The sequence below is a fragment of the Pseudomonas sp. OV226 genome, from assembly GCF_003148705.1.
GTDB lineage: Bacteria > Pseudomonadota > Gammaproteobacteria > Pseudomonadales > Pseudomonadaceae > Aquipseudomonas.
The window spans coordinates 83,444-96,751 of record NZ_QGGS01000006.1 but is presented as its reverse complement, the minus strand read 5'-3'; the positions used below and the strand labels follow the sequence as shown (position 1 = coordinate 96,751).

Here is a 13,308-nt window from a genome sequence, read left to right as displayed (position 1 = left end):
TTCACACCCCGCCGGCAACGGTGTCGTGCAGCGGGATCATCGCTTCCCGTGCCCAGCGAGCACTGATGCGTTGCCCGGTCTGGTGCTGGGCGCTGACGTCCAGCCATTGATTGTTGGCCTGGCTGATGTTCAGGGTCTGGCCGTTTTCCAGCTTCAGTTCGTAGCGAGTAGCGCTGCCCTGGTACTGGATGTCGTGCAGCAATCCGCTGACTTCGATTTCGTGGCCGGCCAGCGGGCCTTCGGCGAAACGCACGTGTTCGGGACGAATCGAGAACGGCTGTGGATTGCCGCTCAACTGCTTGGCCAGATCGCCGCGAATCACGTTGGAGGTGCCGACGAATTCGGCGACGAAGGTCGTTGCCGGTTTCATGTAGAGGTTGCGCGGGGTGTCGACCTGTTCGATGCGGCCCTTGTTGAACACGGCCACGCGGTCGGACATCGACAGCGCTTCGGTCTGGTCATGGGTGACGAAAATGAACGTGATGCCGAGCTGACGCTGCAGTTTCTTCAGTTCGCTCTGCATTTGCTCGCGCAGCTTCAAGTCGAGGGCGCCCAAGGGTTCGTCGAGCAGCAGCACACGCGGGCGATTGACCAGTGCGCGGGCCAGGGCCACACGCTGACGTTGACCGCCGGACAGTTGCACCGGTTTACGCTCGCCGTAGCCACCGAGGGCGACCATGTCGAGGGCTTCTTCGGCGCGTTTCTGGCGCTCGGCCTTGCCGACGCCTTTGACTTTCAAACCATAGGCGACGTTGTCGCGAACATTCATGTGCGGAAACAGGGCGTAATCCTGAAACACCGTGTTGACATCACGCTCATACGGCGGCAACCCGGCGGCTTCTTCGCCGTGAATCCGGATAGAGCCTGCGCTCGGTTGTTCGAAACCGGCGATCAGGCGCAAACAGGTGGTTTTGCCCGAGCCGGAAGGGCCCAGCATGGAGAAAAACTCGCCGTCCTGGATGTCGATGGAAACCCGGTCTACGGCTTTCACTTCGCCGAACAGACGGGAAACGTTGGTGAACTGGACTGCAAGCGTCATGGTGCGGTGCTCCAAAAAGGCGAGGGCCGTCGCAGCGGCCCTGCCTGGACTTCTGAAAAATCTGAAACTTAATGAACAGCGTCGTAGCAGCTGTCGAGGTACGAGGCTGCGTTGGGCTGCGCAGCGGCCCCGAGGGCGGTCCTGCGGACACGCAACGCAGCCTCGTGCCTCGGCAGCTGCTACGGGGGGCTTATCGGCCGCCCATGATCGCGATGTAGTCCTGGGTCCAGCGGCTGTATGGCACGAACTTGCCGCCTTCAGCCTGCGGGGTTTTCCAGAAGGCGATTTTTTCGAACTGGTCGAAACCGTTGGTTTTGCAGCCCTCGGCACCCAGAAGTTCGCTGCCGGTGCACGCCGCCGGCACCGCTGGCAACGAGCCGAACCAAGCCGCCACATCACCCTGGACTTTCGGTTGCAACGACCAGTCCATCCACTTGTAGGCGCAGTTCGGGTGTTTGGCCTCAGCGTGCATCATGGTGGTGTCGGCCCAACCGGTGGCGCCTTCTTTCGGGATGGTCGAAGCGATCGGCTGTTTCTCGTTCATCAGGCCGTTGACTTGATACGGCCAGGCGCCAGACGCGACCACGCCTTCGTTTTTGAAGTCGCTCATCTGCACGGTGGTGTCATGCCAGTAGCGGTGGATCAGCGGCTGCTGGGCACGCAACAGATCAAGCACGGCTTTGTACTGCGTTTCGGACAGTTCGTACGGGTTCTGGATGCCCAATTCCGGCTTGGCGGTTTTCAGGTACAGCGCCGCGTCGGCGATGTAAATCGGGCCGTCATAGGCCTGCACGCGGCCCTTGTTCGGCTTGCCGTCCGGCAGGTTTTGCGCATTGAACACCACGGCCCAACTGGTCGGCGCGGTCTTGAACACGTTGGTGTTGTACATCAATACGTTCGGGCCCCACTGATACGGGGTGCCGTAAGTCTGTTTGTTGACCACGTACCACGGCGCATCCTTGAGACGCGGGTCGATGTTTTTCCAGTTCGGGATCAACGCCGTGTTGATCGGCTGCACACGCTTGCCGCCAATCAACCGCAACGAGGCATCGCCCGACGCGGTCACCAGGTCGTAACCGCCCTTGGCCATCAAGCTGACCATTTCATCGGAAGTGGCCGCAGTCTTCACGTTCACCTTGCAGCCGGTTTCCTTCTCGAAACCGGTGACCCAGTCGTAGGACTTGTCGCTTTCGCCACGTTCGATGTAGCCGGGCCAGGCCACGATATCCAGCTGACCTTCGCCGGCGCCGACCGCTTTCAGCGGTTCAGCGGCCTGGAGGCTGGCGCTGGCCAGCAGCGCTGTAGTGATTGCACTGAGCAGTGCGGTCTTGTGCACGAACATGGGAATTCCCTCTTCTTTAATTATGGTCGGGGCAGTTGTGAACGTGGTGAAGCATGCCGTTAGCGGCTTGTTATTAGCGTAGTCAGAGATGCTGGCCATGGCGCGCCATGATGTGCCGCACCACGCTGTAGTCCTGAAGCGAGTCACTGGACAGGTCTTTGCCGTAGCCCGAACGCTTCAGGCCACCATGGGGCATTTCGCTGACCAGCATGAAATGGCTGTTGATCCAGGTGCAGCCGTACTGCAAGCGCGCTGCGACCTGCATCGCCTTGTCCAGGTTTTGGGTCCAGACCGAGGAGGCGAGGCCGTATTCGGAGTCGTTGGCCCAGTCCACGGCTTGTTCGAGCCCGTCAAAACGGGTCACGGTGACCACCGGCCCGAACACTTCACGCTGAACGATTTCATCGCTCTGCTTGCAGCCGGCCAGCAGCGTCGGCTGGTAATAGAAGCCGGCACCGGAATGCACCGCCGCACCGGTCACCCGCTCGATGTGCGGTTGGCCGAGGGCGCGTTCGACAAAACTGGCCACGCGGTCGCGCTGGCGGGTGCTGATCAGCGGGCCGATTTCGTTATCGGCATCGCGCTTGCCGGCGAAACGCAGGCTGCTGACCGCCGCGCCGAGCTCAGCCACCAAACGATCATGAATCCCGGCCTGTGCGTAAATCCGGCACGCGGCGGTGCAATCCTGACCGGCGTTGTAATAACCGTAAGTGCGCACACCCTCGACCACCGCTTGAATGTCCGCATCGTTACAGACGATCACCGGCGCTTTGCCGCCGAGTTCGAGGTGCGTGCGCTTCAAGGTTTTCGCCGCGGCTTGCAGGATTTTTTGCCCGGTGACGATATCGCCGGTCAACGACACCATGCGGATTTTCGGGTGACTGACCAAGTGGCTGCCGACCCCTTCACCGCCGCCGCAAACAATGTTGATCACGCCACGCGGCAGGATCTCGGCCAGGGCTGGGGCCAGGGCGAGGATGGACAACGGCGTGTGTTCGGACGGCTTGAACACCAGCGTGTTGCCGGCGGCGAGGGCCGGGGCGATTTTCCACGCGGCCATCATGATCGGGTAATTCCACGGCGCGATAGAGGCGACGACCCCGATAGGATCGCGGCGCACCATGCTGGTATACCCCGGCAGGTATTCACCGCTGAGCTGGCCGGTCTGGCAGCGCACGGCGCCGGCAAAGAAACGGAACACATCGACCGTCGCGCTCAAGTCATCCTGACGGGCCAGGTGCAACGGCTTGCCGCAGTTCAGGGATTCGAGACGGGCGAGGAGGTCGGCTTGTTTTTCGATGGCATTGGCGATGTCCAGCAACAGGTTTGAACGTTGCTGTGGCGTGGTCCGTGACCAACTGGCGAAGGCGTGATGGGCGGCGAGAATCGCGGCTTCCACTTGCTCGGTGCTGGCCTCGGCGATGTGCGTCAGCACTTCCCCGGTGGCGGGGTTGAGGATGGGTTCGACAACACCCTGACCCGCGACCAATTCGCCATCGATCAACAACGCGGTGAACAACGGGGTCTGCGCGCCAGCCATCTTTCGGGTTCTCTTTTCTTGTGTGGCCATGCTGCTCCCTGTGACTGGGGCCGGCCGTCTTATATAGATGCAACAAGACTAGTGCGCGGACCCGAGGTCGACAAATACTAAATACTGAAGGTGGCGTTCGATTAAATAGATGGCTTGCGCCCGCCGTGGGGCTGCTCGCGCGCAACCGTCAGGAACGGGTCCACCAGCGCTGGCCGCGCCGTGCCGCGACGCCAGGCCAGGCCGACGTCGAGGGTCTGACTCAAGTCGGCAATCGGGCGCGCTTCGATGATGTCGCCCTCCAGCGACCACGGGCGATAGGTCATGTCGGGCTGGATCGATACGCCCAAACCGGCCGCCACCAGGCTTCGCACGGCTTCCGTCGACGCGGTTCTCAGGGTGATGCGTGGTTGCAGCGACGCGGCGGACCACATGCGCTGGGCATTACGGTCCATTTCATCGACGTTCAGTTGAATCAGCGGCTCTCGCGCTACGTCGGCGAGGTTGATGCTGTCGTGTTCCAGTAGCGGATGCTGCGCCGGCAGCCACAAGCGATGGGGTGAATGGGTCAGGACTTCGGTTTGCAGGGCGTGGCGGTCTTCGAGGTTGGAGAGGATCAACACGCCGACGTCGATCTCGCCACTGACCAGCAAATGCTCGATGTAGGGGCGTTCGTCTTCCATTACGCGGATTTCGACGTTGGGGTAGGCGCGTTGGAATCTTGTCAGCAAGTCCGCCAGGTAATAGCCGGCCACCAGGCTGGTCACCCCGACGATCAACTGCCCGGCCACCTGATCGGTGCTCTGTTGCAGGCTGCGCTTGGCGTTGTCCACCGTGGCCAGGATCAAGTGCGCCTGACGCAGGAATTGATGGCCCTGATGAGTCAGGCTCATCCCCTTGGCATGCCGGTTAAACAGGCCTACGCCTATCTCCTCTTCCAGTTGCTGGATCGCCAGGGTCAAAGTCGATTGGGAAATGAACGCGGTTTGCGCGGCGGCGGAGATCGAGCCGGTCTCGGCCACGGCGATGAAATGACGAATCTGACGCAGGGTCATCATGGGACAGTACCCGGTGGGCGGTTTTTATAGATTCGCTCGAGTGTATATCTTTTTATTCGATGGGCCGTTTTATCCTGGCAACATTCAGAAGCACTCTCGCCGGGAGACGCGGGGCACTTTCGAATTAGGCTCGGGGCCTTAAGTGTCCGGTTAACCCCTTTCCTGGAGGCGGCAAAATGAATACCCGTGGATTGCTCGATCAACTGCTCAAGTCCGGTCAGGACCTGCTGCAGAACAAGGCCGGCGGCAATCAGAACAAGGCGTCCAGCGGTGGCCTCGGCGGTTTGCTCTCGGGCGCGAGCGGCGGTGCGATAGCTGCGGGCGCCATGGGGTTGTTGCTCGGCAGCAAAAAGGCTCGTAGCGTCGGCGGCAAAGTCGCCGTCTACGGCGGCCTCGCCGCGTTGGGCGTGATTGCCTACAAGGCCTTTGGCAACTGGCAGGCCCAGCAAGGCACGGCGCCGAACACTGAACCGCAAACCCTCGATCGCTTGCCCCCGGCGCAAGTCGAATTGCACAGCCAGGCGATTCTCAAGGCGTTGGTGGCTGCAGCGAAAGCGGACGGCCATATTGATGAACGCGAGCGTGCGCTGATCGAAAGTGAGTTCAGCAAGCTCGACAACGATCAGGTGTTGCAGCACTGGCTGCATGCCGAACTTAACAAACCGCTGGACCCGACGGACGTTGCCCGGGCTGCCAGCACGCCGGAAATGGCCGCCGAGATGTACATCGCCAGCGTGATGCTGGTGGATGAGCAGAACTTCATGGAGAAGTCCTACCTCGATGAGCTGGCGCGGCAGTTGAAGCTGGAGCCGGGGTTGAAGGCAGAGCTGGAGAAGCAGGTGCGACAGGTTTCCCTGTAAGTCCTGGATTGAGAGCCGCCGCACACCGTCTTATAAATGAAACAACGCCCTCGGCTATACTCCCCAGCATTTGAACCGCCCCGAGGACTGACTGTGAAAAACTGGACGTTGCGCCAACGCATCTTGGCGAGCTTTGCGGTAATCATCGCCATCATGCTGTTGATGGTCGTCGTCTCGTATTCACGGCTGTTGAAGATCGAAGCCAGTGAAGAAAGCGTTCGCGATGATGCGCTGCCGGGGGTGTATTTCAGCTCGATGATTCGCAGTGCCTGGGTCGACAGTTTTATCCAGACCCAGGAGATGCTCGGCCTCAAGGAAGGGCAGGGCGTCAGTGTCGAAGACGCCGCCGATTTCAAGGCGTTCGAGGCGCGACTGCTGGAGCAGATGAACAACTATCGACGCACGGTGACCACGGAGGAAGACAAGGTCGAAATCGCCGCGTTCGAAAAGCTGCATGAGGAGTACCAGAAGATCCTGGCGAAACTCCTCGACCTGCATAAGAACAATCAGGAGGCCGACGCCATCAAACTGTTCAATGAACAGCTGACCCCGGCGTGGACGGCGGGCCGGATGAAACTCAACGACATCATCCGCGAAAACAAAGCAGTGGCCGACCAGGACATGGCGAACATTGACGACGCCGTGGTCACCGCGAAGGTCATCATGGGCATTTCCTTGCTGATTGCGGTGCTGGCCGCCGGCCTGTGCGGTTTGCTGCTGATGCGCGCGATCATGGCGCCAATGAACCGGATCGTGGACATCCTCGAAATCATGCGCACCGGCGACCTTAGTGGCCGTTTGAACCTGGAGCGCAAAGACGAATTCGGCGCCGTGGAAACCGGCTTCAACGACATGATGACCGAGCTGACGTCGCTGGTGTCTCAGGCCCAGCGCTCGTCGGTGCAAGTGACCACGTCGGTGACCGAGATCGCCGCCACGTCCAAGCAGCAGCAAGCCACCGCCACGGAAACCGCCGCCACCACCACGGAAATCGGCGCGACCTCCCGAGAAATCGCCGCGACGTCCCGGGACCTGGTGCGCACCATGACTGAAGTCTCCACTGCTGCCGATCAGGCTTCGGTGCTGGCCGGTTCCGGGCAGCAAGGCCTGGCGCGCATGGAAGACACCATGCACTCGGTGATGGGCGCGGCCGATCTGGTCAACGCCAAACTGGCGATCCTCAATGAGAAGGCCGGCAACATCAACCAGGTGGTGGTGACCATCGTCAAAGTCGCCGACCAGACCAACTTGCTGTCGCTCAACGCTGCAATCGAAGCCGAGAAGGCCGGTGAATACGGTCGCGGGTTCGCCGTGGTCGCCACCGAAGTGCGGCGCCTGGCGGATCAAACCGCTGTCGCCACTTATGACATCGAACAAATGGTGCGCGAGATCCAGTCGGCGGTGTCTGCCGGCGTGATGGGCATGGACAAGTTCTCGGAGGAAGTGCGCCGGGGCATGTCCGAAGTGCAGCAGGTCGGCGAGCAGTTGTCGCAGATCATCCATCAGGTGCAGGCGCTGGCGCCGCGGGTGTTGATGGTCAATGAAGGCATGCAGGCGCAGGCCACCGGTGCCGAACAGATCAACCATGCGCTGGTGCAGTTGGGTGATGCCAGCAGCCAGACCGTCGAGTCGTTGCGCCAGGCCAGTTTCGCCATCGACGAACTGAGCCAGGTGGCCGTCGGGCTGCGCAGCGGCGTTTCGCGATTCAAAGTCTGATGAGCGAACTCGCGGGCAAACGCGGCGCCGTGGTGCCGGCGAAGCAATCGTTGTTCCTGGTGTTTCGCATCGCCAGCGAGCGTTTTGCCTTGCAGGCCATCGAAGTGGCGGAAGTGTTGCCACGCCTGCCTTTGAAGCCGATTCCACGGGCGCCTGATTGGGTCGCCGGGGTCTTTGCTTATCGCGGCGCCGTCGTACCGGTGATCGACCTTTGTGCGCTGACGTTCGGTCAACCGGCGCAGGCCCGTACCAGTACGCGGCTGGTGCTGGTGCACTATCGGCCGGATGACACGACACCCTCGATGTTGCTGGGCCTGATCCTTGAGCAGGCCACCGATACCTTGCGTTGTGACGCTGCGGACTTCAAACCCTATGGTTTGGACAACCGCCAGGCGCCGTACTTGGGGCCGGTTCGGGAGGATGCGCAAGGACTGCTGCAATGGGTACGGGTCGTTGATTTGCTCGATGATCAGGTTCGCGCGCTGCTGTTTCCTTCGCCACCGCTGGACCTGGCATCGCTTGAGGAGCGGTCATGAGCAGCGATCAGCGTTTTTTCGATTTCCTCAAGGAACGTATCGGCCTCGACGTGACGTCGGTGGGCCCGGCGATCATCGAGCGCGCGGTGCGCCAGCGCAGCACGGCGTCCAATGCGCTGACGGCCGATGAGTATTGGCACACACTGCAAGGCTCGCAGGATGAGCAGCAGGCATTGATCGAAGCGGTGATCGTGCCGGAGACCTGGTTTTTCCGTTATCCGGAATCCTTCGCGACCCTGGCGAAACTGGCGGTAAAACGGCTGGCCGAAATCAACAACATGCGTGCGCTGCGAATTCTCAGCCTGCCGTGTTCCACGGGTGAGGAGCCGTATTCCATCGCCATGACCCTGCTTGATGCCGGGCTTGAACCGCATCAGTTCAAGGTAGAAGGCATGGACGTCAGCCCACTGTCGGTGGAAAAGGCCAGGCGTGCGGTCTACGGGAAAAACTCGTTTCGCGGTCACGATATCGCGTTTCGCGTCCGCCATTTCAGTGCCGAAGACGACAGTTATCGCCTCAGCGAGCGCGTGCTTGAGCAGGTGCGTTTGCAGGTCGGCAACCTGCTTGATCCGGCCTTGCTCGCTAACGCGCAACCTTATGATTTTGTGTTCTGCCGCAACTTGCTGATCTATTTCGATCAGCCAACCCAGCAGCAGGTTTTTGAAGTACTCAAGCACCTGACGCATGTCGACGGCGTGCTGTTTATCGGCCCGGCCGAAGGTGGTTTGTTGGGGCGTTTTGGCATGCGCTCGATTGGCATTGCGCAGTCGTTTGCGTTCAGCCGCCAGAGTGCGCCACAGCCTGAGCCGTTTCCCGTGTTCGTGCCGGCGCCGCTGCCGGTACGCCAACCCGTGCGCAGCGTGACACCGCCAACCGTGCGTAACCGCCCGTTCACCCCCCTCACGTCGCCAATCGCGGCGAAAGCATCGGACGCGATTGCGTTGCTGGCGAACATCGCGGTGCTGGCCAACGAAGGCAAAAGTGTCGAAGCCCGCGCCGCGTGCGAAGGGTATTTGCGCAGCCACGAGCCGGTCGCCCAAGTGTTTTACTGGTTGGGGCTGCTCAGCGATGTCAGTGGAAACACCTTCGAAGCCCAAGGTTTTTATCGCAAGGCGTTGTACCTTGAACCGCAACATCCCGACGCGTTGATGCACCTGGCGGCCTTGCTGCAATCCCAGGGTGATGCGGCGGGTGCCAGACGATTGCAGGACCGCGCCGCCCGCAGCGAGCGCGCTGACAGTGAGCGTAAACGATGAGCGCCTCCGACACCTTGAACGTTACCCATGAAGATGCCCAGGCCATCGACGATTGCTGGAACCGCATCGGTATTCACGGTGACAAGTCCTGCCCGCTGCTGACCGAGCACATTCACTGCCGCAATTGCGCGGTGTACTCGGCCGCCGCTACGCGTTTGCTCGACCGCTACGCCTTGCAGCAGGACGACCGCGTGCAACATTCGGCAGCGGTTGAAACCGAGGTGAAAACCCGTTCGCTGCTGATGTTCCGACTCGGCGAGGAATGGCTGGGCCTGGCCACTCGCAGCCTGGTGGAAGTGGCGCCCCTGCAAGCCATTCATTCGTTGCCGCACCAGCGCTCCCGGGCGTTGCTCGGCGTGGCAAATGTGCGCGGAGCGTTGGTCGCCTGCCTGTCGTTGGTGGAATTGCTCGGGCTCGACGCCACCAACAACGTGGCCACCGGTGCGCGGGTCATGCCGCGCATGCTGATCATCGCCGCCCACGGTGGGCCGGTGGTGGTGCCGGTGGACGAGGTTGACGGGATTCATGCCATCGACGAACGAATTCTGGATGCCGCATCGCAATCGGGCACTCAGGCCAGCGGCAAATACACCCGAGGCGTGTTGCCGTTCAAAGGTCGCAGTTTGCGCTGGCTGGATGAAGAACAGTTGCTGTCCGCCGTGACCCGGAGCCTCACATGACCCCCGAGCAAATGCGCGACGCTTCGTTGCTCGAACTGTTCAGCCTGGAAGCCGAGGCCCAGACCCAGGTCCTGAACGCCGGGCTGTTGGCGTTGGAGCGCAACCCGACTCAGGCCGATCAGCTCGAATCGTGCATGCGCGCGGCGCACTCGCTAAAGGGCGCGGCGCGGATCGTCGGTGTCGATGCCGGGGTCAGTGTTGCGCATGTGATGGAAGACTGCCTGGTCAGCGCTCAGGAAGGGCAGTTGTACTTGCGGCCCGAGCACATCGATGCGTTGTTGCAAGGCACCGATCTGCTGATGCGCATCGCCACGCCGAACAACAACCTGACACCGGCGGATATCGAGGCCTATGTGGCGTTGATGGCCCATGTACTTGATCCGTTGGCACCGGTCGAACCGCTCAGGGACGAACGTCTGCCTGAACCGCAGACCGTCGAGTTGCCGGCCCCGGTCATTGAGCCGCCAGCCGCCCCGGTTGAAACCCCGCGCAAGGCTAAACGCACCACCGAAAACGGTGAGCGCGTGCTGCGCGTCACGGCCGAGCGCTTGAACAGCCTGCTCGACCTGTCGAGTAAATCCCTGGTGGAAACCCAGCGGCTCAAACCACACCTGGCGACCATGCAGCGCCTCAAGCGCATACAAAACAACGGTCTGCGGGCACTGGAAAACCTCAACGTGCATCTCAAGGAGCACGCCTTGAGCCTTGAAGCTCAGGAGGCGCTCGAGGATGCGCGGCGGTTGCTGGCGGAATCCCAGCAACTGTTGATCGAAAAAAACGCCGAGCTGGATGAGTTTGCCTGGCAGGCCAGTCAGCGGGCGCAGGTGCTGTACGACACCGCGCTGGCTTGTCGCATGCGCCCGTTTGCCGACGTGTTGAGCGGGCAGGTGCGCATGGTCCGCGATCTGGGCCGGGACCTGGGTAAACAGGTGCGGCTGGAGATCGAGGGCGAGAAAACCCAGGTCGACCGCGACGTCCTGGAAAAACTCGAAGCGCCACTGACGCACTTGTTGCGCAACGCCGTGGATCACGGCATCGAATCCCCGGAACAAAGGTTGCTGGCCGGCAAACCGGCGGAGGGGGTGATTCGTCTGCGTGCCTCCCATCAGGCCGGTCTGCTGGTGCTGGAGTTGAGCGATGACGGCAACGGCGTCGACCTGGAAAAGGTCCGCCGCACCGTTGTCGAGCGGCAGTTATCCCCAGCCGAAACCGCCGCGCAATTGAGCGAAGAAGAGCTGCTGACGTTTTTGTTCCTGCCGGGTTTCAGCCTGCGCGACAAGGTCACCGAAGTCTCCGGACGTGGTGTCGGGCTGGATGCGGTTCAACACATGGTCCGCCAATTGCGCGGAGCGGTGGTGCTGGAGCAAACGGCGGGCGCAGGCAGCCGCTTCCACCTCGAAGTGCCGCTGACGCTGTCGGTGGTCCGTAGCCTGGTGGTGGAAGTCGGTGACGAGGCTTATGCGTTTCCGCTGGCTCATATCGAACGCATGTGCGACCTGGAGTCGGCGGACATCGTGCAGGTCGAAGGGCGTCAGCATTTCTGGCATGAAGGTCGGCATGTCGGCCTGGTGGCGGCCAGTCAGCTGTTGCAGCGCCCGGTCAGCCAGAACAGTCAGCAGACGCTCAAAGTCGTGGTCATCCGCGAGCGCGATGCGATTTACGGCGTGGCGGTCGAGCGTTTTATCGGCGAGCGGACATTGGTCGTATTGCCGCTGGACGAACGTCTGGGCAAGGTGCAGGACATCTCCGCCGGGGCCTTGCTCGACGATGGTTCGGTGGTGCTGATCGTCGACGTCGAAGACATGCTGCGTTCGGTGGACAAACTGCTCAATACCGGGCGCCTGGAGCGCATTGCCCGCCACAGCAATCAAGCGGTCGAGGCGGCGCGTAAACGGATTCTGGTGGTTGATGACTCACTGACGGTTCGCGAGTTGCAACGCAAGCTGCTGCTCAATCGCGGCTACGATGTGGCCGTGGCGGTTGACGGTATGGATGGCTGGAACGCCCTGCGCTCGGAGGATTTCGATCTGCTGATCACCGACATTGATATGCCGCGCATGGATGGCATCGAACTGGTGTCGTTATTGCGCCGGGACAATCGCCTGCAATCGCTGCCAGTGATGGTGGTGTCGTACAAGGATCGCGAGGAAGACCGTCGTCGTGGACTGGACGCCGGGGCCGACTATTATCTAGCCAAGGCCAGTTTTCATGACGATGCCCTGCTTGATGCAGTGGTTGAGCTCATCGGAGGAGCAAAGGCATGAAAATCGCGATCGTCAATGACATGCCCATGGCGGTAGAGGCGTTGCGCCGGGCCTTGGCGTTTGAGCCGGCGCACCAGGTGATTTGGGTCGCTGGCAATGGAGCGGAGGCGGTGCAGCTTTGCGCCGAAAATACGCCGGATCTGATTTTGATGGACCTGATCATGCCCGTCATGGACGGGGTGGAAGCGACCCGGCGGATCATGACAGAAACACCGTGCGCCATTGTCATCGTCACCGTTGACCGCCAGCAGAACGTGCATCGGGTGTTCGAGGCCATGGGCCACGGCGCGCTGGACGTGGTCGACACCCCGGCCCTCGGTGCCGGCAATGCCCAAGAGGCGGCGGCCCCGTTGTTGCGCAAGATCATGAACATCGGCTGGCTGATTGGTGGCCGCAACGCTCAAGTCCCGAAGGCACCGAGCCCGCATCGCAGTTCCGCCTCGCGCCAGCGCCTGATCGCCATCGGCTCATCCGCCGGCGGGCCGGCAGCGCTGGAAATTCTGCTCAAGGGTTTGCCCCGAGATTTTTCGGCAGCGATCGTGCTGGTCCAGCATGTGGATCAGGTCTTCGCTTCCGGCATGGCCGAATGGCTCGGCAGCGCCAGTGGCTTGAACGTGCGCCTGGCAGTGGAAGGTGAGGCGCCCCAGGCTGGCACGGTGTTGCTGGCCGGTACCAACCACCATATTCGCTTGCTGAAAAACGGCACGCTGGCCTACACCGCTGAACCGGTCAACGAAATCTACCGTCCTTCAATTGATGTGTTTTTCGAAAGCGTTGCCAATTACTGGAACGGTGACGCCGTGGGGGTTTTGTTGACCGGCATGGGGCGCGATGGCGCGCAGGGGCTTAAACTCATGCGCCAACAGGGTTACCTGACCATCGCTCAGGACCAGAACAGCAGTGCGGTGTTCGGAATGCCCAAGGCGGCCGCGGCCATCGACGCTGCTGTGGAAGTCCGCCCACTGAACAAGATCGCACCACGATTGCTGGAGATCTTTCCGAAATGACCACCATTAGCAGTAATCCTGG

Annotated in this window: 11 protein-coding genes; 7 read left to right on the top strand and 4 right to left on the bottom strand. The window is 61.4% G+C overall.

The window, feature by feature from the left end; all coding sequences use genetic code 11:
* Nucleotide 1 precedes the first annotated feature (1 nt).
* From C7534_RS13290 to C7534_RS13275, 4 genes are all read right to left on the bottom strand, one after another.
* Nucleotides 2-1,039, bottom strand: coding sequence for an ABC transporter ATP-binding protein (locus C7534_RS13290; protein WP_077430811.1), 1,038 nt, complete (start codon nucleotides 1,037-1,039; stop codon nucleotides 2-4).
* Between the two features lie 190 nt (nucleotides 1,040-1,229).
* Nucleotides 1,230-2,381 carry a putative ABC transporter substrate-binding protein YdcS gene (ydcS, locus tag C7534_RS13285; RefSeq protein ID WP_109786032.1) on the bottom strand — a complete coding sequence of 384 codons (1,152 nt, stop codon included), beginning with the start codon at nucleotides 2,379-2,381 and terminating at the stop codon, nucleotides 1,230-1,232.
* 82 nt (nucleotides 2,382-2,463) lie between these two features.
* Nucleotides 2,464-3,951 carry a gamma-aminobutyraldehyde dehydrogenase gene (locus C7534_RS13280; protein ID WP_109786031.1) on the bottom strand — a complete coding sequence of 496 codons (1,488 nt, stop codon included), beginning with the start codon at nucleotides 3,949-3,951 and terminating at the stop codon, nucleotides 2,464-2,466.
* 101 nt (nucleotides 3,952-4,052) lie between these two features.
* Nucleotides 4,053-4,967, bottom strand: coding sequence for a LysR family transcriptional regulator (locus C7534_RS13275; protein ID WP_046029088.1), 915 nt, complete (start codon nucleotides 4,965-4,967; stop codon nucleotides 4,053-4,055).
* Nucleotides 4,968-5,143: 176 nt separating this feature from the next.
* On the opposite strand from C7534_RS13275, the gene C7534_RS13270 reads away from it, so the two are divergent.
* The 7 genes from C7534_RS13270 (at nucleotide 5,144) to C7534_RS13240 (ending at nucleotide 13,286) form a co-directional block, all read left to right on the top strand.
* Complete coding sequence (locus tag C7534_RS13270) at nucleotides 5,144-5,827, top strand: tellurite resistance TerB family protein (RefSeq protein WP_109786030.1); 684 nt, start codon at nucleotides 5,144-5,146, stop codon at nucleotides 5,825-5,827.
* 93 nt (nucleotides 5,828-5,920) lie between these two features.
* Nucleotides 5,921-7,543: a methyl-accepting chemotaxis protein gene (locus C7534_RS13265; RefSeq protein WP_109786029.1), complete on the top strand. Its 1,623-nt coding sequence runs from the start codon at nucleotides 5,921-5,923 to the stop codon at nucleotides 7,541-7,543.
* Nucleotides 7,543-8,079 (top strand): chemotaxis protein CheW, encoded by a 537-nt coding sequence (locus C7534_RS13260; RefSeq protein ID WP_046029103.1) that lies wholly within the window; start codon nucleotides 7,543-7,545, stop codon nucleotides 8,077-8,079. Before C7534_RS13265 ends, C7534_RS13260 begins: the two co-directional genes overlap by 1 nt.
* Nucleotides 8,076-9,335, top strand: coding sequence for a CheR family methyltransferase (locus tag C7534_RS13255; protein WP_109786028.1), 1,260 nt, complete (start codon nucleotides 8,076-8,078; stop codon nucleotides 9,333-9,335). Before C7534_RS13260 ends, C7534_RS13255 begins: the two co-directional genes overlap by 4 nt.
* A complete protein-coding gene (locus C7534_RS13250) occupies nucleotides 9,332-10,015 on the top strand; it encodes a chemotaxis protein CheW (protein ID WP_046029107.1) in 684 nt (227 codons plus the stop codon). The genes C7534_RS13255 and C7534_RS13250 overlap by 4 nt, the downstream gene beginning before the upstream one ends.
* Nucleotides 10,012-12,279, top strand: a complete 2,268-nt coding sequence (locus C7534_RS13245; RefSeq protein ID WP_077430806.1) for a hybrid sensor histidine kinase/response regulator — start codon at nucleotides 10,012-10,014, stop codon at nucleotides 12,277-12,279. The genes C7534_RS13250 and C7534_RS13245 overlap by 4 nt, the downstream gene beginning before the upstream one ends.
* Nucleotides 12,276-13,286 (top strand): chemotaxis response regulator protein-glutamate methylesterase, encoded by a 1,011-nt coding sequence (locus C7534_RS13240; RefSeq protein WP_109786027.1) that lies wholly within the window; start codon nucleotides 12,276-12,278, stop codon nucleotides 13,284-13,286. Before C7534_RS13245 ends, C7534_RS13240 begins: the two co-directional genes overlap by 4 nt.
* The last annotated feature ends 22 nt before the right edge of the window (nucleotides 13,287-13,308 follow it).